Source organism: Nonomuraea mangrovi, from assembly GCF_042681425.1.
In the GTDB taxonomy this organism is placed as follows: Bacteria; Actinomycetota; Actinomycetes; order Streptosporangiales; family Streptosporangiaceae; genus Nonomuraea; species Nonomuraea mangrovi.
This window is the reverse complement of record NZ_JBHUFV010000003.1, coordinates 782,598-804,927: the sequence shown is the minus strand read 5'-3', so window position 1 is coordinate 804,927 and position 22,330 is coordinate 782,598. Positions and strand designations below refer to the sequence as shown.

The 22,330-nt window shown below is 70.8% G+C and carries 22 protein-coding genes; 16 read left to right on the top strand and 6 right to left on the bottom strand.

Going from position 1 to position 22,330, the window contains the following annotated elements; translation table 11 throughout:
* Positions 1–655, top strand: a 655-nt coding sequence (locus tag ACFSKW_RS03930; protein ID WP_379569157.1) for an ATP-binding cassette domain-containing protein, incomplete at its 5' end; no start/stop codon positions are given.
* Positions 656–703: 48 nt separating this feature from the next.
* On the opposite strand, the gene ACFSKW_RS03925 is transcribed toward ACFSKW_RS03930, so the two are convergent.
* The gene (locus ACFSKW_RS03925; RefSeq protein WP_379569155.1) at positions 704–1,396 is read right to left on the bottom strand and encodes a DUF2306 domain-containing protein; all 693 of its coding nucleotides are present in this window, start codon (positions 1,394–1,396) and stop codon (positions 704–706) included.
* 168 nt (positions 1,397–1,564) lie between these two features.
* Between ACFSKW_RS03925 and ACFSKW_RS03920 the strand changes: the two genes are divergently transcribed.
* The 7 genes from ACFSKW_RS03920 to whiA all read left to right on the top strand — a co-directional run bounded on the left by ACFSKW_RS03920 (position 1,565) and on the right by whiA (position 8,627).
* Positions 1,565–2,002: a Rieske (2Fe-2S) protein gene (locus ACFSKW_RS03920; RefSeq protein WP_379569154.1), complete on the top strand. Its 438-nt coding sequence runs from the start codon at positions 1,565–1,567 to the stop codon at positions 2,000–2,002.
* A 109-nt stretch (positions 2,003–2,111) separates the two neighbouring features.
* Positions 2,112–2,591, top strand: coding sequence for a Rieske (2Fe-2S) protein (locus ACFSKW_RS03915; protein ID WP_379569152.1), 480 nt, complete (start codon positions 2,112–2,114; stop codon positions 2,589–2,591).
* Between the two features lie 49 nt (positions 2,592–2,640).
* Entirely contained in the window at positions 2,641–3,108 is a 468-nt protein-coding gene (locus ACFSKW_RS03910; RefSeq protein WP_379569150.1) for a Rieske (2Fe-2S) protein, read from the top strand.
* A gap of 133 nt (positions 3,109–3,241) precedes the next feature.
* The gene (uvrC, locus tag ACFSKW_RS03905; RefSeq protein ID WP_379569148.1) at positions 3,242–5,149 is read left to right on the top strand and encodes an excinuclease ABC subunit UvrC; all 1,908 of its coding nucleotides are present in this window, start codon (positions 3,242–3,244) and stop codon (positions 5,147–5,149) included.
* 8 nt (positions 5,150–5,157) lie between these two features.
* Positions 5,158–6,045 carry an RNase adapter RapZ gene (gene rapZ, locus ACFSKW_RS03900; RefSeq protein WP_379569146.1) on the top strand — a complete coding sequence of 296 codons (888 nt, stop codon included), beginning with the start codon at positions 5,158–5,160 and terminating at the stop codon, positions 6,043–6,045.
* A 479-nt stretch (positions 6,046–6,524) separates the two neighbouring features.
* Entirely contained in the window at positions 6,525–7,574 is a 1,050-nt protein-coding gene (locus ACFSKW_RS03895) for a gluconeogenesis factor YvcK family protein (RefSeq protein WP_379569197.1), read from the top strand.
* 72 nt (positions 7,575–7,646) lie between these two features.
* The gene (whiA, locus tag ACFSKW_RS03890) at positions 7,647–8,627 is read left to right on the top strand and encodes a DNA-binding protein WhiA (RefSeq protein ID WP_358138997.1); all 981 of its coding nucleotides are present in this window, start codon (positions 7,647–7,649) and stop codon (positions 8,625–8,627) included.
* 960 nt (positions 8,628–9,587) lie between these two features.
* On the opposite strand, the gene ACFSKW_RS03885 is transcribed toward whiA, so the two are convergent.
* Positions 9,588–10,088 carry a hypothetical protein gene (locus ACFSKW_RS03885; protein ID WP_379569144.1) on the bottom strand — a complete coding sequence of 167 codons (501 nt, stop codon included), beginning with the start codon at positions 10,086–10,088 and terminating at the stop codon, positions 9,588–9,590.
* 186 nt (positions 10,089–10,274) lie between these two features.
* Here ACFSKW_RS03885 and gap point away from each other — a divergent pair, with 186 nt between their 5' ends.
* The 5 genes from gap (at position 10,275) to ACFSKW_RS03860 (ending at position 14,031) form a co-directional block, all read left to right on the top strand.
* Complete coding sequence (gap, locus tag ACFSKW_RS03880) at positions 10,275–11,279, top strand: type I glyceraldehyde-3-phosphate dehydrogenase (protein WP_379569142.1); 1,005 nt, start codon at positions 10,275–10,277, stop codon at positions 11,277–11,279.
* Positions 11,279–12,457 (top strand): phosphoglycerate kinase, encoded by a 1,179-nt coding sequence (locus ACFSKW_RS03875; RefSeq protein ID WP_379569140.1) that lies wholly within the window; start codon positions 11,279–11,281, stop codon positions 12,455–12,457. Before gap ends, ACFSKW_RS03875 begins: the two co-directional genes overlap by 1 nt.
* 48 nt (positions 12,458–12,505) lie before the next feature.
* The gene (gene tpiA, locus ACFSKW_RS03870) at positions 12,506–13,288 is read left to right on the top strand and encodes a triose-phosphate isomerase (protein ID WP_379569138.1); all 783 of its coding nucleotides are present in this window, start codon (positions 12,506–12,508) and stop codon (positions 13,286–13,288) included.
* A gap of 98 nt (positions 13,289–13,386) precedes the next feature.
* A complete protein-coding gene (gene secG, locus ACFSKW_RS03865) occupies positions 13,387–13,617 on the top strand; it encodes a preprotein translocase subunit SecG (RefSeq protein WP_358139007.1) in 231 nt (76 codons plus the stop codon).
* 69 nt (positions 13,618–13,686) lie between these two features.
* Entirely contained in the window at positions 13,687–14,031 is a 345-nt protein-coding gene (locus ACFSKW_RS03860; protein WP_183661989.1) for an RNA polymerase-binding protein RbpA, read from the top strand.
* 809 nt (positions 14,032–14,840) lie between these two features.
* On the opposite strand, the gene ACFSKW_RS03855 is transcribed toward ACFSKW_RS03860, so the two are convergent.
* Together ACFSKW_RS03855 and ACFSKW_RS03850 are read right to left on the bottom strand one after the other, a co-directional pair.
* Positions 14,841–16,478, bottom strand: a complete 1,638-nt coding sequence (locus tag ACFSKW_RS03855) for an amidohydrolase (RefSeq protein ID WP_379569136.1) — start codon at positions 16,476–16,478, stop codon at positions 14,841–14,843.
* A gap of 10 nt (positions 16,479–16,488) precedes the next feature.
* Entirely contained in the window at positions 16,489–17,883 is a 1,395-nt protein-coding gene (locus ACFSKW_RS03850) for an NAD(P)/FAD-dependent oxidoreductase (RefSeq protein WP_379569134.1), read from the bottom strand.
* A 192-nt stretch (positions 17,884–18,075) separates the two neighbouring features.
* Between ACFSKW_RS03850 and ACFSKW_RS03845 the strand changes: the two genes are divergently transcribed.
* On the top strand, positions 18,076–19,107 hold the full coding sequence (locus tag ACFSKW_RS03845; RefSeq protein WP_379569132.1) for a GNAT family N-acetyltransferase: 1,032 nt from the start codon (positions 18,076–18,078) through the stop codon (positions 19,105–19,107).
* A gap of 89 nt (positions 19,108–19,196) precedes the next feature.
* Here the strand turns inward: ACFSKW_RS03845 and ACFSKW_RS03840 are convergent, their stop codons facing one another.
* Both ACFSKW_RS03840 and ACFSKW_RS03835 read right to left on the bottom strand, forming a co-directional pair.
* Positions 19,197–19,964: an intradiol ring-cleavage dioxygenase gene (locus ACFSKW_RS03840; RefSeq protein ID WP_379569130.1), complete on the bottom strand. Its 768-nt coding sequence runs from the start codon at positions 19,962–19,964 to the stop codon at positions 19,197–19,199.
* A gap of 114 nt (positions 19,965–20,078) precedes the next feature.
* Positions 20,079–20,657: a Clp protease N-terminal domain-containing protein gene (locus ACFSKW_RS03835; RefSeq protein WP_465264720.1), complete on the bottom strand. Its 579-nt coding sequence runs from the start codon at positions 20,655–20,657 to the stop codon at positions 20,079–20,081.
* A gap of 71 nt (positions 20,658–20,728) precedes the next feature.
* Between ACFSKW_RS03835 and ACFSKW_RS03830 the strand changes: the two genes are divergently transcribed.
* On the top strand, positions 20,729–21,445 hold the full coding sequence (locus tag ACFSKW_RS03830) for a hypothetical protein (RefSeq protein WP_379569128.1): 717 nt from the start codon (positions 20,729–20,731) through the stop codon (positions 21,443–21,445).
* Between the two features lie 39 nt (positions 21,446–21,484).
* Positions 21,485–22,321, top strand: coding sequence for an oxidoreductase (locus ACFSKW_RS03825; RefSeq protein WP_379569126.1), 837 nt, complete (start codon positions 21,485–21,487; stop codon positions 22,319–22,321).
* Positions 22,322–22,330 lie beyond the last annotated feature (9 nt).

The window sequence follows — 22,330 nt, the reverse complement described above, 5'->3', positions numbered from 1 at the left end:
CTACGACGCGGGGCGCTTCTCCTTCAACGTCCAGGGCGGCCGCTGCGAGACGTGCAAGGGCGACGGCACGATCAAGATCGAGATGAACTTCCTGCCGGACGTCTACGTCCCCTGCGAGGTCTGCCACGGCGCCCGCTACAACAGGGAGACGCTGGAGGTCCACTACAAGGGCAAGACGATCTCCGAGGTGCTCGACATGCCGATCGAGGAGGCGCTGTCCTTCTTCGAGGCGATCCCGGCGATCAAGCGGCACCTGCAGACGCTCAACGACGTCGGTCTCGGCTACGTACGGCTCGGGCAGCCGGCCACCACGCTGTCGGGCGGCGAGGCGCAGCGTGTCAAGCTCGCCTCCGAGCTGCAGCGGCGCCAGACGGGCCGCACGATCTACGTGCTCGACGAGCCGACCACGGGCCTGCACTTCGAGGACATCCGGCGACTGCTCGGCGTGCTCGGGCGGCTGGTCGACGGCGGCAACACGGTGATCGTGATCGAGCACAACCTCGACGTGATCAAGACCGCCGACTGGGTGATCGACATGGGTCCCGAGGGCGGATCCCGCGGCGGCACGCTGGTCGCGGCGGGCACCCCCGAGGAGGTGGCCCTGGTGGACGAGAGCCACACGGGTCGCTTCCTGCGGAAGATCCTTTCCGTCTGACGGTCTCGCGGAGGGGACGGCGCCGTTCGCGCCGTCCCCTGCACGGGCCTATCGGCGGCGGCGCTTCGCCGCGTCGCCGCGCTGCAGCCACCACTCGGCGACCAGCAGCGGGATCGTCCACCCCAGCCACGTGCTGAGGCCCGCGACCGTGTGCATGAGTTGCTGCTCGCCGCCGGCAGGGGTCGACGGGGACAGCAGCACCACCGCGAGCGCGCCCCAGAACCGGTTCGTGATGATCGACATGGTGAGGGCGAAGCTGCGGATCATCCAGCGCCTGTGCTCGGCGAACCTGCGCTGCCTGGCCATCCGCCATCCCGCGATCGTGCAGGCCAGCCACAGCGGCGCCATGAGCAGGGAACTGGCCATCGCCACGGGCCCGAACGGCGTGGCCCACGCCAGCACCAGTGCGAGCATGCCCGCCGGCAGCTGGGCGAGCACGTACACGCGGCCGATGACCCGGTGCGCCCGCCGGTGACGCTGCCTGAACCAGGGCCACACCTGCAGGCAGCAGGCCAGCATCGCGATCGAGCCCAGCACCACGTGTACCGAGAGCACGGCGTAGTACCACGGGTACGGCGCGGGCACCCGCGACAGCGAAGGGTCGAGAGAGAGGTAGGGCGGCAGCGAGAACGCGACGAACGCGATCGCCACGACGCCGAGCGGTGCCACCCACGGCCGCCGCCACCAGCGCGGACGGGAGGCGCGCTCTCTGCGGACAGGGGGAGTGGTTGTGGTCGTCATGCCCTCACCGTCCGCGCCCGCGCTGACCGTCGGCTCACCATCCGCTGACCGGATCGCCGTCAGCCTCCCGACGGGGCCGGATGCGGGACCGACGGGTGGTCTCAATAAGCTGAAGAGCAGGTAAAGGCCCGGCCTGGCATGGGCGTCGGGGGACGGTGGAGGGGCGACATGGCAGGCGAGGAGCGGGGTCGAGGCGTGCCCGGGATCGGGCGGCGCGAGATGCTGGGCGCGACGGGCGTGGCGGTGTGCGGCGTCGCGCTGGCGGGGTGCGGCGCCTCCGACGGATCGGCGAAAGCGGTGGTGCCGCCGGGCATCAAGGGCAAGGTCATCGCGCAGAAGGCCGACGTGCCCGTGGGCGGCGGCAAGGTGATCCAGGAGTGGAAGATCGTGATCACCCAGCCCACGTCGGGGGTGTTCAAGGCGTTCACCGCCAAGTGCCCGCACCGCGGCTGCGCGGTGGGCCGCCCCGAGGACGGGGTCATGACGTGCCCGTGCCACGGCAGCGAGTTCGCCGCCGACTCGGGCAAGTGCCTGAAGGGTCCCGCACAGGGCGCGCTGGCGGAGTTCCCGCTCAAGGTCGAAGGTGACGGCATCATCATCTTGTGATGTGAAACGGTAAATCTGCATGGATCAGGGGGCTGTCGAGGGAGACTCTGAACCGGTACGGCCGCGCCGGCCGTAACTGAGAGAGACAGCGAATCCTGGGAGGGTGACCATGGCAGAGACGACACGCCGCGCGGTGATGCTGGGAGCTGGGGGTGCGGGCCTGGGGGCGCTGCTCACCGCGTGCGCGAGCTACGGCCAGCCGGCGGGTGACACGGCGGCCGCGCCTGCGACGAGCGGCTCGGGCGAGGCGCAGCCCGCCGAGTCGGAGTCGGCGGCGCCGAAGTCCAAGAAGAAGCCGGCCGGTGACGAACTGGCCGGCACGGCCGACATCCCCGAGGGGGGCGGCAAGGTCTTCGCGAACCAGAAGGTCGTGGTGACGCAGCCCACGGCGGGCGAGTTCAAGTGCTTCACCGCCGTGTGCACCCACCAAGGATGCACGGTCGCCAGTGTCTCGAACGGCACGATCAACTGCCCGTGCCACGGCAGCAAGTTCAACATCGCCGACGGTTCCGTCGCCAACGGTCCCGCGGCCAAGCCCCTGGCCGAGAAGAAGATCACCGTCGAGGGCGACTCGATTTCGTTGGCATAGAGCACGTTCTTTCACAATTTTCTCAGCAGTCTGCGGTTGGTTGGACCGCATGTCAGCAGATCTTCAGAGCCGCAGGACCGTCATCGCCGGCGTGGGAGCGGGTGGCCTTGCCATGGCGCTCGCCGCGTGCGGCGGCGATGGCGGCGCGACCAGTGCGGCGCCCCAGGCGCAGGAAAGCTCGGCGGCACCGTCGGCCTCGGCCTCGGAGTCCGCCTCGACCGGCTCGGGCGGCGGCGCCCTCACGTCTGCGGCCGACGTCCCCGTCGGCGGCGGGACGATCTTCAAGGAGCAGAAGGTCGTCGTGACCCAGCCGACGGCCGGGCAGTTCAAGTGCTTCAGTGCGATCTGCACCCACAAGGGCTGTCCTGTGGCGTCTGTCGGCGACGGGACCATCGACTGCCCGTGTCACGGCAGCAAGTTCAGCATCGAGGACGGCTCGGTCAAGGGCGGGCCCGCGACCGCGCCGCTGGCCGAGGTGCCGATCAAGGTCGACGGAGACGCGATCACGCTGGCGTGAGGCGCCGCCCGCCGTACCCGAGGGCCTTCGGGTACGGCGGGCGGCTCCGTCACGGGTGCGCTGCCGGCGGGCTTGACGGTTCGGTGGGCCAAGGCTGGATCGCGCTTGGTTGTCGGTGGCGGCCTATAGGCTTTTGAACGTGGCGAGCACCTTGAGTTTCCGGCCGAAGCCGGGGTCGATCCCCGATTCCCCAGGGGTCTATCGGTTCCGGGACGCCAACGCCCGGGTGATCTACGTGGGCAAGGCGAAGAGCCTGCGCCAGCGGCTCAACTCCTACTTCGCCGACTTCGTTGGGCTGCATCCGCGCACCCAGACCATGCTCACCACCGCGGCGAGCGTCGACTGGACGGTCGTGGGCACCGAGGTCGAGGCGCTCCAGCTCGAATACTCCTGGATCAAGGAGTTCGACCCGCGCTTCAACGTCAAGTACCGCGACGACAAGTCCTACCCCTACCTCGCGGTCACCATGGGCGAGGAGTTCCCGCGCGTGCAGGTGATGCGCGGCGCGAAGAAGAAGGGCACCCGCTACTTCGGGCCCTACTCCCATGCCTGGGCCATCCGCGAGACCGTCGACCTGCTGCTGCGGGTCTTCCCTGTGCGCACCTGCTCGGCCGGCGTCTTCAAGAGGGCGGGACAGATCGGCAGGCCGTGCCTGCTCGGCTACATCGACAAGTGCTCGGCCCCCTGCGTCGCCAGGGTGACGCCGGAGGAGCACCGCGAGCTGGCCGAGGACTTCTGCGACTTCATGGCGGGCAACACGAGCCGCTTCATCAAGCGTCTCGAGCAGGACATGCGCGCCGCGGCCGGTGAGCAGGAGTACGAGCGGGCCGCGCGCATCCGTGATGACATCCAGGCCCTGCAACGCGCGCTGGAGAAGCAGGCGGTCGTGTTCGGCGACGCCACCGACGCCGACGTGATCGCCCTGTCGGAGGACCCGCTGGAGGCGGCCGTCCAGGTGTTCTACGTGCGCGCCGGGCGCATCAGGGGCCAGCGCGGCTGGGTGGTCGACAAGGTCGAGGAGACCACGCCTGGCGAGCTGGTCGAGCACTTCCTCCTGCAGATCTACTCCGAGGGCGAGATCCCCAAGGAGGTGCTGGTGCCCGTGCTGCCGCCGGACGCCGACGCCGTCACCGAACTGCTGACCGAGCAGCGCGGCGCCAGGGTGGAGCTGCGGGTGCCGCAGCGGGGCGACAAGAAGTCGCTGATGGAGACCGTCGAGCGCAACGCCAAGGAGGCGCTGGCCCAGCACAAGATCCGCAGAGCCAGCGACCTGACGACGCGGAGCAAGGCGTTGCAGGAGATCGCCGAAGCGCTCGACCTCGACCAGGCGCCGCTGCGCATCGAGTGCTACGACGTGTCCCACCTGCAGGGGGAGAACGTCGTCGCGTCGATGGTGGTCTTCGAGGACGGGCTCGCCCGCAAGAGCGAGTACCGGCGCTTCGCCGTACGGACGAAGGAGGGCGATGTCGCCTCGATCCACGAGGTGATCACCCGCAGGTTCAAGCGCTACCTGGAGGAGCGCTCGGCCACCGGCGAGCTGACGGCGGAGGACGAGCATGGGCACGGGCCGATCGACCCGGAGACCGGCAAGCCGCGCAAGTTCGCCTATCCGCCCAACCTGGTGGTGGTCGACGGCGCGGGGCCGCAGGCCGCGGCGGCACAGCGGGCGCTCGACGAGCTTGGCGTCGACGACGTCGCGGTGTGCGGGCTCGCCAAGCGGCTGGAGGAGGTCTGGCTGCCGGGCGACGACCAGCCGGTCATCCTGCCGCGCGCCAGCGAGGGCCTCTACCTGCTGCAACGGGTGCGCGACGAGGCACATCGCTTCGCCATCACCTACCATCGATCCAAGCGGTCCAAGACGGTGAAGGAGAGCGCGCTCGACGGCGTGCCTGGCCTCGGCCCGGCCCGTAGACAGGCGTTGCTCAAGCATTTCGGCTCCGTGAAGCGGCTGCGTGAGGCCACCGTGGCCGAGATCTGCGAGGTTCCCGGCATCGGCCGCGCGACCGCAGAGGTGATCGTGTCGAGGTTTGCCCAGGAGTAGTGAGGGTTATGAGCAGCCCAGAGCATCAAGGACGCGCCGAGACCGCGTTCGTCATCGTGACCGGCATGTCAGGCGCCGGGCGCAGCACCGCGGCCAAGGCGCTTGAGGACTTGGGCTGGTTCGTCATCGACAACCTGCCGCCGGGGTTGCTGTTCGCCATGGCCGAGGAGGCGGGAAGGGTCAAGCTGGCCGCCGACAAGGTGGCGGCCGTGGTCGACGTGCGGAGCCTGGCGTTCACCACCGACCTCAACGCGGCGATCGAGGAGCTGGAGGGGCGCGGGGTGCGCGTCCGCGTGGTGTTCCTCGAGGCCAGCGACGAGGAGCTGGTGCGCAGGTTCGAGAACGTGCGCAGGCCGCACCCGCTGCAGGGCGAGGGCAGGCTGGTCGACGGCATCGCGCGCGAGCGCGGCATCCTGCGCGAGGTGCGCGCCAACGCCGACCTGGTGATAGACACCTCGGCGCACAACGTCCACGAGCTGCGCAACAAGATCGTCGCCTACTTCGGCGGCGACAACAGGCCGGGGCTGCGGGTCAACGTGGTCTCCTTCGGCTTCAAGTACGGCCTGCCCGTCGACGCCGACCTCGTCGTCGACTGCCGCTTCCTGCCCAACCCGCACTGGGTGCCCGACCTGCGGCCGATGAACGGCCTCGACGCTCCCGTGCGCGACTACGTCCTCGGACAGGCGGGGGCCAAGGAGTTCCTCGACGCCTACGAGGAGGCGTTCAAGATCGTCGCGGCCGGGTACTCTCGCGAGGGCAAGAGCTACGCGACGCTGGCGGTGGGCTGCACAGGCGGGAAGCACCGCAGCGTGGCCATGGCGGAACAGCTCGGCGGCCGGCTGCGCGACCGCGGGATGGAGGTCCAGGTGAGTCACCGGGATGTGGGCCGGGAGTGACGGATGAGCAGCGGAACATAGCCAAGCAGGAAACGCAGCGGCCGGACCGGATGGTCCGGCCGGAGGCGCGGCGTCCGTCGGGCGAGGTCGGGCTGGAGGCGCGGCGTCCGTCGGGCGAGGTCGGGCTGGAGGCGCGGCGTTCGTCGGGCGAGGCCGGGCTGGAGGCGCGGCGTCCGTCGGGTGAGGTCCGGCTGGAGGCGCGGCGTGCTGAGGACGAGGCGCGGTCGGACGCGCAGCGCTCGGGGTACGACGGGCAGGGCTCGGCACACGAGGTGCGGTCGGACGCGGAGGGCTCGGGGCGCGAGGTCGAGGCGATAGCGCGCGGACCGGTCGGTGAGCCTCGGAAGGTCGCCAGAGGCGTGGCCGGCCCTCAGGAGGACGCGGGCGGCGTGGCAGGCGGCTCTTGGGAGGACGCGGGCGGTGTGGCCGGCGACCCTCGGGAGGGCGCGGGTGGCGTGGTCGGCGGCTCTCGGCAGGACATGCGGGCTTCGGCCGGCGACGCTCTGGAAGCTCCGGTCGGTGAGGTTCGGGCAGACGCGCGGGCGGTGGACGGTGAGGCTCGTGAGGATGTGCGGGCCGCGGATGACGGGCGTGTGGGGCGAAGACCGAAGGTGGTCGCGCTGGGCGGCGGACACGGGCTCTACGCCTCCCTGACCGCGCTGCGGACCGTGACGGACGAACTGACCGCCGTCGTGACCGTGGCCGATGACGGCGGCTCCAGCGGCAGGCTCAGGCGCGAGCTCGGCGTGCTGCCGCCCGGCGACCTGCGGATGGCGCTGGCCGCGCTGTGCGGCGACGACGAATGGGGCAGTACCTGGAGCGAGGTGGTCCAGCACCGGTTCAGGAGCGAGGGCGACCTGCACGGGCACGCCGTCGGCAACCTCCTGATCGTGGCCCTGTGGGAGCTGCTGGGAGACCCGGTGGCGGGGCTCGACTGGGTGGGACGCCTGCTCGGCGCCCACGGCAGGGTGCTGCCGATGGCCTCGGTGCCGCTCGACATCGTCGCCGAGGTCGAGCTCGACGGTGTGACCTCGACCGTACGCGGCCAGGTGGCGTGCGCGCTCACCCCTGGCAGGGTCCAGGCCATCTCGCTGGTGCCCGAGGACCCGCCCGCGCGTCCCGAGGCTGTGCAGGCGATCCTCGACGCCGACTGGGTCGTCTTCGGCCCCGGATCGTGGTTCACCAGCGTGCTGCCGCACCTGAAGGTGCCCGAGCTGGCCGAGGCGCTCCACGTCACCAGGGCACGGCGGCTGGTCACGCTCAATCTCGCCCCCCAGCCGGGCGAGACCGACGACTTCTCACCCCAGCAACACCTGGAGGTGCTCAGGCAGCACGCCCCCGACCTCACGGTGGACGTGGTCCTGGCCGACACGGGCGTGGTCGACGACCCCGACGCGCTGGAGAAGGCCGCGGCCGCTCTGGGCGGCCGGGTGGTCACGGCCGTCGTGGCGGCCGAGGACGGCTCGCCGAGGCATGACCCACGACGTCTTGCCTCCGTCCTTGACGAGATTTTCCTCCAGAAGCGTTGATCCTGGTCGGCGTCGCGCGAAGGTGCGAGAGACTTCTTGGGAGCCGGTCTGTATGGGGGAGGACTAACGCTTATGGCAATGACAGGTGTGGTGAAGGACGAGCTGAGCCGACTGCCGGTGCTCAAGCCTTGCTGCCGCAAGGCGGAGGTGTCCACGCTGCTGCGCTTCGCGAGCGGGCTGCACCTCGTGGGCGGACGCATCGTGATCGAGGCCGAGCTCGACACCAACGCCACCGCCCGCCGGCTGATCAAGGACATCGGCGAGGTCTTCGGCCACAAGGCCGAGGTGCTCGTGCTCGCTCCCGCGGGGCTGCGCAAGGGCTCGCGCTACGTCGTGCGCGTCTACCGCGACGGCGAGGCGCTGGCCAGGCAGACCGGCCTGATCGACAACCACGGCCGCCCTGTCAGGGGTCTGCCCCGCCAGGTGGTGGCAGGAGCCTCCTGCGACGCGGAGGCGGCATGGCGGGGGGCCTTCCTCGCCCACGGGTCGCTGACCGAGCCGGGCCGTTCGATGTCGCTGGAGGTGACCTGCCCAGGACCTGAGGCGGCGCTCGCGCTGGTGGGCTCGGCGCGGCGGCTCAAGATCCACGCCAAGGCGCGGGAGGTGCGCGGCGTCGACAGGGTCGTCGTGCGGGACGGCGACGCGATCAGCGCGCTGCTGACCAGGCTCGGTGCCCACGACAGCGTGCTCGCGTGGGAGGAGCGGCGGATGCGCCGCGAGGTGCGCGCCACCGCCAACAGGCTCGCCAACTTCGACGACGCCAACCTGCGGCGTTCGGCGCGCGCGGCTGTGGCGGCGGGTGCGCGGGTGCAGCGGGCGCTGGAGATCCTCGGCGACGACGCCCCCGACCACCTGGTCATCGCCGGCCGGCTGCGGGTGGAGCACAAGCAGGCGTCGCTGGAGGAACTGGGCCAGATCGCCGACCCGCCGCTGACCAAGGACGCGATCGCGGGCCGTATCAGGCGGCTGCTGGCGATGGCCGACAAGCGCGCCTCCGACCTGGGCATTCCCAACACCGAGGCCAACCTGACCGTGGAGATGCTCGCCCCGTGAGCCGTGCGGGCGCCGTTCCCCCCGCGGTGCTCGAGGGGCACTCGGCGGAGATGCTCGCTGCGTGAGCCGTGCGGGTGCCGTCCCCCTCACGGTGCTCGGGGGGCACTCGGCGGAGATGCTCGCTGCGTGAGCCGTGCGGGTGCCGTCCCCCCGCGGTGCCCGAGGACCGTTCAGCGGTGGAGCGTCACGGACGGCGGCGGTCAGCGAGCGGCTCGCGGGCAGGACCGAACGGGACCTGGGCCGCTCGTAGGAGAGCGGGGCCGCGGCCCTCATCGGCTCCCGAGGGTGAGCAGGGCAGGCGTAGGCCGATCACCGGCTCGCAGGGCCGGGGCTGAACGGGGAGTCTTGGCTCGCCAGGCCGCTCATGGGGCGCTGCCGGGGCGGGAGTCGGCTGCTCAGCGGCTCGCAGAGGGCACGGCTGAACGGGGGAGGCCGGGCCGTTCGTCGGGTCGGCGGGGCGCGGCGATGAGCCGGGGACTGTCTCAGCGGGATGGACCCTCAACGGGCGGGATGGACCCTCAGTGGGATGGACCTGGGCGCCCGAGGGCCGCCTGAGAGCGGAGTGCGGCCGGCCTCGTGCTGCACAGGCGGGTCCCGGCAGCGGTTCGGCGTGGAGGCGAACGGGCTGTTCGTGCCGCTCAGGGGCTCGCGGCCGGGCGGCGGGCATCGCGTGCCGCTCAGTCAGGGGCTCGCGGGCGAGTGGCGGGCATCGTGTGCCGCTCAGTCAGGGGCTCGCGGGCGAGTGGGGGGCATCGTGTGCCGCTCAAGGGCTCGGGGCCGGGCGGCGGGCACCGTGGTGTGCCGCTCAGGGGCTCGCAGGCAGGCGGCGGGCGGCGGGCGCTGTGTGCCGCTCGCGACGGCTGCCAGGTGGGGGGATGCCGAAGGCCGCTCGGCGGTGCTTCGGGGGCGGAGCCGTCGGGGCGTGGCGTTCCTCGGAGTGAAGCCGGCCTGCGGGCGGGGTCAGCGGTTCCTGGGAGTGAACAGGTCGACGGGCTCCTGCGGAGCAGCGGCGGGCGGCGTCTGGACGGCCTCGGCCCTGGCCGCCCTGACGGCCTTGACCCGCTTGTTCACGAACGCGAACGCCGCCACCGCGCTGATCACCCAGAACAGCGCGACCACCGGGTCGGCCTGGATCACCCTGTCGAACTGCGTGACGACCGTGCGGGCCGCGGTCACGTAGCCGGTACCCGGGGCGTCCTTCACGGTGAGCGCGATCACGCCGATGGTGGTGCCGAGGGCCGCGCCGACGAGGCCGAAGAGCGCTGCCAGCGACGGCAGGACGGCGCTGGACGGCTTGACGGCCGTCACGCCGAGGCCGACGAGCATGCCGACCAGCACGGCGACGATGCCGAGGTTGTACTCCGTGACGCCGATGACGGCCCCGTGGACGCCCGCGCCGACGAGCATGGCCACCAGGCCGATGAGGATGCCGGGGACCAGTCCTGACTTCTGCTGGGTCATTGTGCGGTCCTAGGGATAGAGACGTGTTGACAGTAACGAGTCGGGCACTTTACTCGAGTGGTGCAAATGACGTGTGGTGATCGACGAAAAACAGGGTGGGACCTCGCGTGGTCTAAACCAATTTCGGTCCGATAGTGTTTGCGTTTGAGGTTTCAGCCCGCCATTCATGTACGAGGAGACGGTTCCGTGAGCATCCGCGTAGGCGTCAACGGCTTCGGTCGCATCGGCCGCAATTTCTGGCGAGCGGTCGCCGCCAGCGGCAAGGACATCGAGATCGTCGCGGTCAACGACCTGACCGACAACGCGACGCTCGCCCACCTGCTGAAGTACGACAGCATCCTGGGCCGCCTGCCGTACGAGGTGAAGGCTTCGAGCGACGAGATCACCGTTGACGGCAAGGCCATCAAGGTCTTCGAAGAGCGTGACCCCGCCAAGCTGCCGTGGGGCGACCTGGGTGTCGACGTGGTGGTGGAGTCGACCGGCCTGTTCACCGACGCCGCCAAGGCCAAGGTGCACGCCGACAACGGCGCCAAGAAGGTGATCATCTCCGCGCCCGCCAAGGGCGAGGACATCACCATCGTGATGGGCGTCAACCATGACAAGTACGACCCCGCGTCGCACACGATCATCTCCAACGCCTCCTGCACCACCAACTGCCTGGCCCCGATGGCCAAGGTCATCCACGACGCCTTCACCATCGAGAAGGGTCTGATGACCACCATCCACGCCTACACGCAGGACCAGAACCTGCAGGACGGCCCGCACAAGGACCTGCGCCGCGCCCGCGCCGCCGCCCTCAACGTGGTGCCGACCTCCACCGGCGCCGCCAAGGCCATCGGCCTGGTGCTGCCCGAGCTGAAGGGCAAGCTCGACGGCTTCGCGATGCGCGTGCCGATCCCGACGGGCTCGGCCACCGACCTGACCGTCGACCTGGCCCGCGAGGTCACCGTCGAGGAGGTCAACGCCGCCGTCAAGGCCGCCGCCGATGGCCCGCTCAAGGGCATCCTCACCTACACCGAGGACGAGATCGTCTCCAGCGACATCGTCACCGACCCCGCCTCCTGCATCTTCGACGCGGGCCTGACCAAGGTCATCGGCAACCAGGTGAAGGTCGTCGGCTGGTACGACAACGAGTGGGGCTACTCCAACCGCCTCGCCGACCTCATCCAGCTGGTGGGCGCTGACCTCTGATGCGCACGCTCGACGATCTCGACGTGAAGGGCCGGCGCGTGCTCGTGCGCGCCGACCTGAACGTCCCCCTCGACGGGGACACGATCACCGACGACGGCCGCATCCGCGCGTCGGTGCCCACGATCAGGACCCTGGTGGAGCGCGGCGCGAAAGTCGTCGTCTGCGCCCACCTGGGGCGCCCCAAGGGGGAGCCGAATCCCAAGTACTCCCTCAGGCCCGTCGCCAGGCGCCTGGGCGAGCTGCTGGGGCAGGAGGTCGCCTTCTCGCCCGAGGTCGTCGGGACCGAGACGGTGGAAGGACTCCAGGACGGCCAGGTCGCCCTTCTGGAGAACCTGCGCTTCGAGCCCGGCGAGGAGTCCAAGGACGACGCCGTCAGGCGTGCCTTCGCCGAGCGGCTGGCCGGCCTCGCCGAGCTGTACGTCGGCGACGGCTTCGGCGCCGTGCACCGTAAGCACGCCAGCGTCTACGACGTGCCGCAGCTGCTGCCGCACGCGGCGGGCAGGCTCATCGTGTCCGAGGTCGAGGTGCTCAAGAAGCTCACCGAGGACCTCGAGCGGCCCTACGTGGTCGTGCTCGGCGGCGCGAAGGTCTCCGACAAGCTCGGCGTCATCGCCAACCTGCTGACCAAGGTCGACAGGCTGCTCATCGGCGGCGGCATGGCCTACACCTTCCTCAAGGCCCAGGGTCACGAGGTCGGCAGGTCGCTGCTGCAGGAGGACCAGCTCGACCAGGTGCGCGGCTTCCTCGACGAGGCCGCCAAGCGCGGCGTCGAGCTCGTTCTGCCCGTCGACGTGCTGGCGGCCACCCACTTCGCCGAGGACGCCGACCACGAGGTGGTCGAGGCCACCGCGATCCCGGCCGACCGCCAAGGGCTCGACATCGGGCCCAGGAGCCGCGAGCTGTTCGCGGGCAAGCTCGCCGACGCGCGCACCGTCTTCTGGAACGGCCCGATGGGCGTGTTCGAGTTCGACGCGTTCGCCGGCGGAACTCGCGCGGTGGCCGAGGCGTTGGTCGCTTCCGAGGCCTTCACCGTGGTCGGCGGCGGCGACTCGGCCGCAGCCGTGCGCAAGCTTGGCTTGCCCGAGGACGGCTTCTCCCACATTTCCACCGGTGGTGGGGCTAGCCTCGAGTATCTCGAAGGCAAGACCCTGCCCGGCCTGGCCGTCCTGGAGGACTGACGTGCAGCGAACCCGACGCAGCGAGCGCGGACGCGTGGTGAGCGAGCATTGAGTACGCGCAAGCCGCTCATCGCCGGCAACTGGAAGATGAACCTCAACCACCTCGAGGCCATCGCGCTGGTCCAGAAGCTGGCATTCGCACTCAACGACAAGGACTTCGACAAGGTCGACGTGGCGGTGCTGCCGCCGTTCACCGACCTGCGCAGCGTGCAGACGCTGGTCGACGGCGACAAGCTGCGGATCGTCTACGGCTCGCAGGACCTGTCCCGGCACGACGCCGGTGCCTACACCGGTGAGATCTCGGGCGCGATGCTGGCCAAACTCGGTTGCACCTTCGTGACCATCGGCCACTCCGAGCGGCGGCAGTACCACCATGAGGACGACGATCTCGTCAACGCCAAGGTCCAGGCCGCCTACCGCCACTCCCTGACGCCGATCCTGTGCGTCGGCGAGACCCTCGAGATACGGCAGGCGCAGAACCAGACGGGCCACTGCGAGGCACAACTTGAGGCCGCCATGCGCGGAATCAGCGAAGAGCAGGCAAAATCGATAGTGGTGGCCTACGAGCCGGTCTGGGCGATCGGTACCGGCGAGGTGGCCACTCCGCAAGACGCACAAGAGGTGTGCAGCGCGCTTCGAGCACGACTCGCCGCGCTCTACACGCCCGAAGTGGCCGTCGGCATCCGTATCCTTTACGGAGGCTCGGTCAAGTCTGACAACATCGCCGGGATCATGGCTCAACCCGACATCGACGGCGCCCTCGTGGGCGGTGCAAGCCTCGATGCAGGGGAGTACGTCAAGATCTGCCGTTTCGGCGAAATGTCTGGCTGACTACAGCGTTCGGAGGGTGCGACTTGACAGCAGGTCGTACCCTCTAGAAGCAAGTTTGAATCGTCGCGCGAACAGAGCATTGAAAGAACGGGTCTACGGTGACTATCGGAATCTCCATCGCCCTCATCCTGGCGAGCTGCCTCATGATCCTGCTGGTGCTGCTCCACAAGGGTAAGGGCGGAGGTCTGTCCGACATGTTCGGCGGCGGTTTCTCGTCGAACTTCGGCGGTTCCTCGGTGGTGGAGCGCAACCTCGACCGGCTGACCATCATCACCGGCATCGTGTGGTTCGTCTGCATCATCGCCCTTGGCCTGCTGCTCAAGCCCTGACAGCACGTCAACGCGTGACAGTGATTCTCCCCCCGCCGCACGCGGGGCGATCGAGCGAGGAGTTCATCCGTGGGTAGTGGCAACGCGATCCGTGGCAGCCGAGTCGGCGCCGGCCCTATGGGGGAGGCCGAGCGCGGCGAGGCAGCTCCGAGAGTGCGGGTCTCGTTCTGGTGCGCCAACATGCATGAGACGCGCCCCAGCTTCGCCAGCGACGCGGCGGTCCCCGAGACATGGGACTGCCCCCGTTGCGGCCTCCCGGCCGGCCAGGATGAGGCGGCGCCGCCGGCTCCCCCGAGGAACGAGCCGTACAAGACGCACCTGGCGTACGTGAAGGAGCGCAGGAGCGACAAGGACGGCAAGGCGATCCTCGAGGAGGCCCTCGAGCGCCTGCGCGCCAACAAGTCCCCCTGGTAGGACTTCCGAACCCCGAAGACCCCGGCCCGCGACAGGCCGGGGTCTTCGCGTTGTCGGCCCTTTCGGCTCGCCCGCGTCCTGGGAGTCCTGGGCCGGCACCGGGTCGCTCGGGTCTTCGTGCAGGTCATCGACCGGATCGTCGGATCGTCGCTCCCGGGGCCCGCGTTCCGCTGGAAGCTCTCCTGTCGGGGCCGGCTTCCCCTCGTTCGACCCGTCGGCCTCCGGGGTTGTCGGGTGGCGTTCCGTCGTCGTCGCCGGGCGCCTTCGTGCCGTGCCCGCTCGGGGTGCGGGGCCGCCTTCCCTGGCCCTGGGGCGGTCTTTCGGTTCCTGCCTTCCGTGCGGTGCCTCTGGGCGGTCTTACGGTTGCTGTCTTTCGTGGGTCGGTTCCCGTTTTTCGCGGCCTGTGGGGGCGGTTCGGTTCCCGCCTTCCGTGGGCTGCGGTCGCCTTTCGGTTGTGACGCGGGCCGTCGCGCGGCGGGGTGTTCGGGCGGCCTTCCGGTCGTCGGTGGCGGTCGCCTCCTGTCGTCGCCCGCCCGGGGTGCGGGTTCTCCCAGGTGAGGCAGGTGTTCCCCCGGCGGCGTGGGGCGGTCTCTCGCCGTGGCGCCGGGGCGGCTCACCTCGTCGCTCAGTGACCGATCGTCTGGAACCGCCCGGCGGGCCGGGTGACCCGCCCAGGCCGTTCGGAGTCGTGTACCCGCACAGGCTGTTCGGGGCCGTGTACCCGCACAGGTTGTTCGGGGCGGTGTACCCGCCAAGGCGGTTCGGGGTCGGGCGAGCACGCCGGGCGGGTGCGTTCCGCGGGGTCGGGGCTAGCGCTGGTAGACCGGTTCGCCGTCGACGAAGGTGAGCCGCACGCGCGCCGTCCAGATCTCGGACGAGGGCAGCTCGAACGGGTCACGGTCGAGGACGACCAGGTCGGCGGGACGGCCCGGCTCGATCGTTCCCGCGGGCGAGCGGTTGATCCACGCCGAGCCCGCCGTGTAGGCGGTCATGGCGGTCGCCAGGTCGATCCGCTCGCCGGGCAGGAACGGTGTCTGCGCGGTCGGGTAGCCGGCGTGGACCGAACCTCCCGGCTCGGTACGGTTGACCGCCACGTGCATCCCCTGGATGGGGTCGGCGTTCGAGACCGGCCAGTCGCTGCCCGCGCACAGGCGGGTCCCGTGCGACAGCAGCGACGCGAACGGGTACTGCCAGCCCGAACGCTCCTCGCCGAGGAAGGGCAGCGTCAGCTCGTCCATCTGCGCGTGGTGGGTGGCCCACAGCGGCTGCAGGTTCGCGGTCACCCCGAGCGTGGCGAAGCGCGGCACGTCGGAGGGCTCGATGATCTGCAGGTGCGCGATGTGGTGCCGGTTGGCGGGGGAGGTCCCCTCGAAGCTGTCCAGCGCCTCGCGCACTGCCCGTTCGCCGATGGCGTGGAAGTGCACCTGGAAGCCGTGCCGGTCGAGCTCGGCGACGTACTCGCGCAGCTTGGCGGGGTCGATGTAGGACAGGCCCGTGCCGCCGCACCTGCAGTACGGCTCGATCACCGCGGCGGTGAAGTTCTCGGTGATGCCGTCCTGCATGATCTTCACCGCGCCGGCGCTGAACCTGTCCAGGCCCTCGGCCATGGCCCTGCGCTCGATCAGCGAGTCGATCTGCTCGGCCCCCTGGGCGCGGTCCCACCACAGCGCGCCGACGACGCGTGCCTTCAGCCGTCCTGCCTTGGCCGCTGCCAGGTAGGTGGGAAGCTGGTCGTCGGAGCCCGCGTAGGAGCCGACGATCGCGTCCTGCCAGCCGGTGATGCCGAGCGAGAACAGGTGCCGCTGCGCCGTGACGAGAGCGGCGTCCATGTCGTCGGCGGTGGGGCGGGGGGTGAGCAGGCCGACCAGGTCCATGGCGCCTTCGTGCAGGACACCGCTGGGGGTGCCGTCGGCGTCGCGCTCGATCCTTCCGTCGGCGGGGTCCGGGGTGTCGCGGGTGATGCCCGCCAGCTCCAGCGCGCGGGTGTTGACCCAGGCGGCGTGGTGGTCGCGCTGGATCAGGTAGGCGGGCCGGTCGAGGAAGTCGAGTTGGGAGCGGTGCGGCAGGCCGCCGGGGAAGGCGGACATGTCCCAGCCGCCGCCGTCGATCCACTCCTTGTCGCAGCGGCCGGCGTAGGCCGCGATCGCCGCCACGTAGGCGTCGAGCCCGTAGATCTCCGACAGGTCGCACTTGGCGTGTTCGAGCCCTGCCTGCACCGGGTGGATGTGCGCGTCCGTGACGCCCGGCATGAGCAGGCCGCCCTCGAGGTCGACCGTCTCGTGGGCCGGCGCCTGCCGTACCAGGTCGGCCTCGTCGCCGACGGCGACGATCACGCCGTCGCGCACGAGCACGGCGTCGCCGGTCGAGGAGGAGCCGGCCGAGGGGGAGCCGGCCGAGGGGGAGCCGGTGGCGGTGAAGACGCGGCCGCCGCGGAAGAGGGTGTGCAACAGGTACTCCTTAGTGACCGGTGATGAGATCGGCGATGCGGGCCAGGGAGGACGTACGGCGCATCGAGCGTTCGCGGGCGTCGGCCGCGCGGTAGAGGCGGTACATGGAGTGGACGCCGAGCCAGCGCAGCGGCTCGGGCTCCCACGCGCGCACCTCGCGGCCCACCCACGGCAGCCCCGTGAGCGGGCTCGGCTCGTCGAGGATCAGGTCGCGCAGGGTACGGCCTGCCAGGTTCGTCGTGGTGACGCCGTGGCCGGTGTAGCCGCCGGCCCACCCGAGGCCGGTGGAGTGGTCCACGTGGACGGTGGAGCACCAGTCGCGCGGCACCCCGAGCACGCCCGACCAGGCGTGGGCGATCCTGGCGGGGGCGGCGGCGGGGAAGAAGTCGACCAGCAGCGACCACAGCGCCTCGATGGTCCAGTCGTGGGTGTGCCCGCGGGCGTCCACGCGCGAGCCGTACAGGTAGGGCCTGCCCCTGCCGCCGAAGGCGATGCGGCCGTCGGCGGTGCGCTGGGCGTACATGTAGTAGTGGGCCATGTCGCCGAGCAGTTCGGAGCCCTCCCATCCGACCTGCTCCCAGAAGGCGTCCGGCAGGGGCTCCGTGACGATCATGGAGCTGTTCATGGGCAGCCACTGCCGCCGCAGACCCTTGATCGTGGCGGTGAAGCCCTCGGTGGCCCTGATCACGTAGTCGGCGGTGACGGTGCCGTACGGCGTGACGGCCCTGTGCGGCGCGATCTCGGCGACCGGCGTGCGCTCGAAGATCTCCACCCCCGACTCCCTGACGACCTTGGCGAGCCCCCGCACCAGCTTGCCGGGGTGAATCCTGGCACAGTGGGTGCTCCAGGAGGCCTGGACCGCGCCCGCCACGCGCAGCCTGGCCTCACGCTCCTCGGGGGTCAGCAGCTCGGCCTCGACGCCCCACCTGGAGCCGGCGGCGACCGACGCGCGCAGCCTGGCCGCCTGCGCGCTGCCCCTGGCGACGTTGAGCACCCCGCCCTTGACGATGTCGGCGTCGATGCCTTCCTTGCCGCAGACCTCGATCACCTCGTCGATCGAGGAGTACATCTCCTGCTGCAACAGCCTGGTGGCCTCCACGCCGTGCGTCTTGGCGTAGCGTTCGTGCGTGCCCGCCAGGTCGCCGGTCAGCCAGCCTCCGTTGCGTCCTGAGGCGCCGAATCCGGCGAACTCCTTCTCCAGCACCACGATGTCGAGCGACGGCCTGGCCCGCTTGAGGTAGTACGCCGTCCAGAGGCCCGTGTAGCCCGCGCCCACGATCACCACGTCCGCCCTGCGGTCGCCGTCGAGGGCGGGAGCGGGGGACGGGTCGCCGAGGGAGCGATGCCAGAAGGAGACGTCTCCGTTGACGAAGTCGTCGCTGAACGAAGGAACACGCGTACTCATGAGGCAACATCCTGCTATATCCGCACATCTTCGCGCATCCCGCCACGGATTCGGGCGTCGGCCGACCGCGGTCCCGCCCGGCACCGCACCCGGCGGGCGAATCCGGCAGACGAAACTGCGGGGCCACCACCGCGTAGCAGGCGCGTAACAGATCTCCCGCATCCTGGAACGGCAACGGAGGGGAGCACTCACATGGCATTTCTGCGCATCCGCACCACGGTCGACGAACGACCGGGACGCCTCGCCTCGCTCACGGCCGCGCTGGCCGCGCGCGGTGGCAACATCCTGGGACTGTCCGTCCAGCCCGACACCGACGGCACCGTCGACGAGTTCGTCGCCGAGGTCCCCGCCTCCGCCCAGGACGTCGTCGCGGCGATCGAGGCCGCAGGCGGCCGACGCGTCCACGTCGTGCCCGCCGCCGCCCACGAGCTGGCCGACGAGCCCACCCGCGCCCTGCTCCTCGCCCTGCGGTTGCGCGCCCAGCCCTGGCGCCTGCCCGAGTTCCTCGCCGAGCTACTGCGCGCCGACTCCGCCCGGTGGTCCTACGGTGATCACGTGAGTGATCTGCCCGACCCGCATCAGCTCGTCGTACCCGTCGCCCCCAAGCGGGCGATCCGGTTGCGCCGCGGCGAGCTGCCCTTCACCCTCACCGAGGCCGCCCGCGCGGCCGCCCTCGTACGGCTGGCCCAGCCCCCCGTCGAGCCGAGCCCGGCCGACCGCGCGCTGCGTCTGGCCGACGGCGTCGAGGTCGAGGTGCGCCCGCTGACGGAGGCCTTTCGCGAGGCCGTACGCGACCTGCACGACCGCTGCTCGCCGGAGTCGCGCCGCTTCCGCTACTTCACCGCCATGCCTGCTCTGCCACCGCGCCTGTTCGACCGGCTGTGCGACCGTGACCGCGGCGAGTCGGTCGTGGCCTGCCGTGACGGCCAGGTGGTCGCTCTGGCCTCCCTCATGTACACGCAGGACCCGGGCAGCGCCGAGATCGCCGTCCTGGTCGAGGACGGCTGGCAGGGCCGCGGGCTGGGCGCCAGGCTCGCCCGCATCCTCGTCGATCTCGCCCGCGACCACGGCTTCGCCGAGATCCGCGCCAGCATGCTGTCGGACAACACCCGCATGCGCCGCCTGATGATCAGCCTGGGCGCTGACCTGCACTACACCGACGATCCCGGCGTGGTCGAGGCCCGCATGGCCACCGGCCGGATGGCGCCGGCGGCTCAGGTCTGAGGCCACCGCGACCGCCGCCGAGCCCGAAGGCCACAGGGGCGAGCTCGGCGGCGCCGCCGCACTCCGAGGCGATCCGATGGAGCGCCCGGTCAGACCGGCACGGCCAGTCTGGCGGTGTAGCCGCCCGAGACGTCCCCGCTCAAGGTCGCCAGCTGGCTTTCGTAGCCGTCGCCGAAGACGTTGTCGTCCTCCAGCGACGACCGGGTCAGGTTGGTGACGCTCTGCTCGTAGCCGGAGGTGGCGTACACCGTCGTGCAGACGTCCTCGGGGAAGGCCAGCTGCGAGGTCTTGACCTGCTCGCCGGCCTTGGTCGCCTCGGCGAGGCTGCCGTACACCTCGAAGTGGACGTGCGGCCAGCGTCCCGCGTAGGCGCCGGGGAAGACGCTGGTGAAGCGGACCAGGCCGTTCGCGTCGGCCTCCTGGACGCCACGCAGGTAGGTCTCGCCGGTGACCCCCTCCGAGTACATCGAGTACCGGCCCTCGCGGTCGCAGTGCCACAGGTAGACGGCCGCGCCCCGGTAGGGGGCGCCGTCGTCGGTGACGGTGAGCTCGATGGTCAGCGGCACCCCCTCGGCGGTCGCCGACCCCGAGCCGAAGCCGGCGCGGATGTCCTGGCGGACGACGCCGCTCTGGGTGAGGATGTTCGGGCCGTTGGAGCCGTCGCCGGGATACGGCCCTGCCGTCTCGTCGGGGATCTCCCCGGCGGCTGCCCGCGCGGCCGAGGAGCCGGCCTCGCCCGCGCACCCGACTGCGCCGAGGAGCACCGCGCCACCGAGGAGCCCGAGCGCCCCGCGCCGGTCGAGCAGCCCCGGCAGGTCGAAGGCGAGGCCCCGGTCGTGGTTGTCGTCAGCGTGCATGTGGCGCCCTCCGGTCTGTCCGAATACCGGCAGGTTGCACCGCGTTTCTGAGAATCACCTGACAGCGGGGTGAGGCGCGTCTGTGGAGGCGAGGCGGGCGACGGACGTCTCGCTCTAGCCTTCGCTCGCGTCGCCGAGCCGTCCGGTGTCCTTGATGTCAGCGGGCGCGCCCAGGGTGTCCAGGCGCCGCTCGATCCTGTCGAGGCTCTCCTGGATCTGCTGGAGCCTGTGGTCGAGGTGCAGCCGGTCCCTCGGGGACGCGGAGCCGAGCTTCAGGACGACTCGCTGCCTGAGCCTGTTCAGGTCGAGCCCTCTTTCGACGAGCACCTGGGCGGCGACGCCCTGGCCCTCGTGGATGAGCCCCAGCAGGACGTGCTCGGTGCCGATGTAGTGGTGCCCGAGCTGCAGGGCCTCCCGCAGCGAGAGTTCGAGCACCTTCTTGGCGCGCGGGGTGAAGGGGATGTGGCCTCCCGGAGGGGAGGAGCCCTGCCCGATGATCTCCTCGATCGCCTCGCGCAACTCGCCGAGGTCGGCGCCGCAGTCCTGCAGGACCATCCCCGCGATGCTGTCGTCCTCGTGGAGCAGCCCCAGAAGCAGGTGCTCGGTGCCGATGTAGTCGTGGTTGAGCGTCCTGGCCTCTTCCTGGGCCAGGACGACCACCCTGCGGGCACGGTCGGTGAAGCGCTCGAACACGGGGGCCTCCGCTCGAGTTGGCTGCTTCCACTATGCGCTACAAATCCGGCCATGTGGGGTACTTGTCAAGTGTGGATCTTGACGAGATCGCCGACCGGCTCTATTCGCTTCCCTTGGCCGAGTTCATCGCCGCCCGCGAGGCCGAGGCTCGCGCCGCCAAGCAGGCGGGACGTCCTGATCTCGCACGTCAGGTGGCCGCGCTGCGCAAGCCCACGGCCGCCGCGTGGGCGGTCAACCAGCTCTCCCGCGATCATCCCGCCGAACTGGCCGAGCTGCTGGAGCTGGGCGAGGAACTGCGTGCGGCCTGGGCGGCGCAGGACGCCGACGCGCTGGGCGAGCTGACCGGCCGGCGCTCCAAGCTCTCCCAGCGGTTGATGCGGCTGGCGTCCTCGGCGGGGACCGAGGTGGAGCAGACGCTCGATGCCGCCACCGTGGACGCCGGCGCCGCCGAGGAGGTACGGCGCGGCCGCCTGGCCAAGCCCCTCAGCTACAGCGGTTTCGCTCCCGCCCCGATCCCCGCGTCCCGCCCGGCCCGCAAGCCGTCGGAGGAGGACAGGCGGGCCGCGGAGGAGCGCAAGGCCAGGGAACTGGCCGAGGCGACCGCCGCCCACGAGGAATGGCGGGCCACGCTGGCGCAGGCGGTCAAGGACAGGGACGAGCGGGCCGCGAAGGTCGCCGACCTGGAGAGGAAGCTGGCGAAGGCGCGCAGGAAGCTCGCCGAAGCCGACCAACGGGCGGAGGTGGCCAGGAGGGAGGAGGCGCACGCGCGGGCGCGGCTCGACCGTTAGAGTGGTGTACGAAACCGTTTCGTACACCTGGAGGGTTCCATGTCCGAGCTCGCAGCGATCGTCACAGGCGCCAACAGCGGCATCGGCCTGCCCACGGCGCGTGAACTGGCCAGGCGTGGCGCGACCGTCACCGTCGCCACGCGCGACCCGGAACGCGGCAGGGCCGCCGTGGCGGGCATCCTGCGCGACGTCCCCGGCGCCGACGTCGGCTTCCGCAGGCTGGACCTGGCCGACCTGTCCTCGGTGAGGGAGTTCGCCGCGGGTGTGGAGCGCGTCGATCTGCTGATCAACAACGCGGGCCTCGGAATGATCCCGCGCGGCGAGACCAAGGACGGCTTCGAGCTGCAGCTCGGCACCAACCACCTGGGCCACTTCGCTCTCACCGGGCTGCTGCTGCCCCTCCTGCTGGCCGCGCCCGCCCCTCGGGTGGTCAACGTGGCCAGCGACGCCCACAAGTTCGGCAAACTCGACTTCGACGATCTCGGCCTGGAGCGCGGCTACGGCAAGGTGAGCTCCTACGGCCGCTCCAAACTGGCCAACCTGCTGTTCACCTTCGAGCTGCAGCGCAGGGCGAGGCGGGCGGGCTCGGCGCTGCTGTCGGTGGCCACCCACCCCGGCGCCACCGCCACCAACTTCTTCAGCGTGGGCCCCTTCCGGCCGCTGCTGAAGCTCTTCCTCCACAGCGCCGAGGACGGGGCGGTGCCCTCCCTCTACGCGGCCACCTCGCCGCTCATCAGGGGAGGTGAGTACCTCGGGCCCAGGTCCAAGCCGCTGACCCCCAGCAAGGACGCTCTCGACGAGGCGCTGGCCGCGCGGTTGTGGGAGATCTCCGCTGAGCTCACCGGCGTACGATTCCAGGAGTTCGCCTACAACTAAGGACCCACG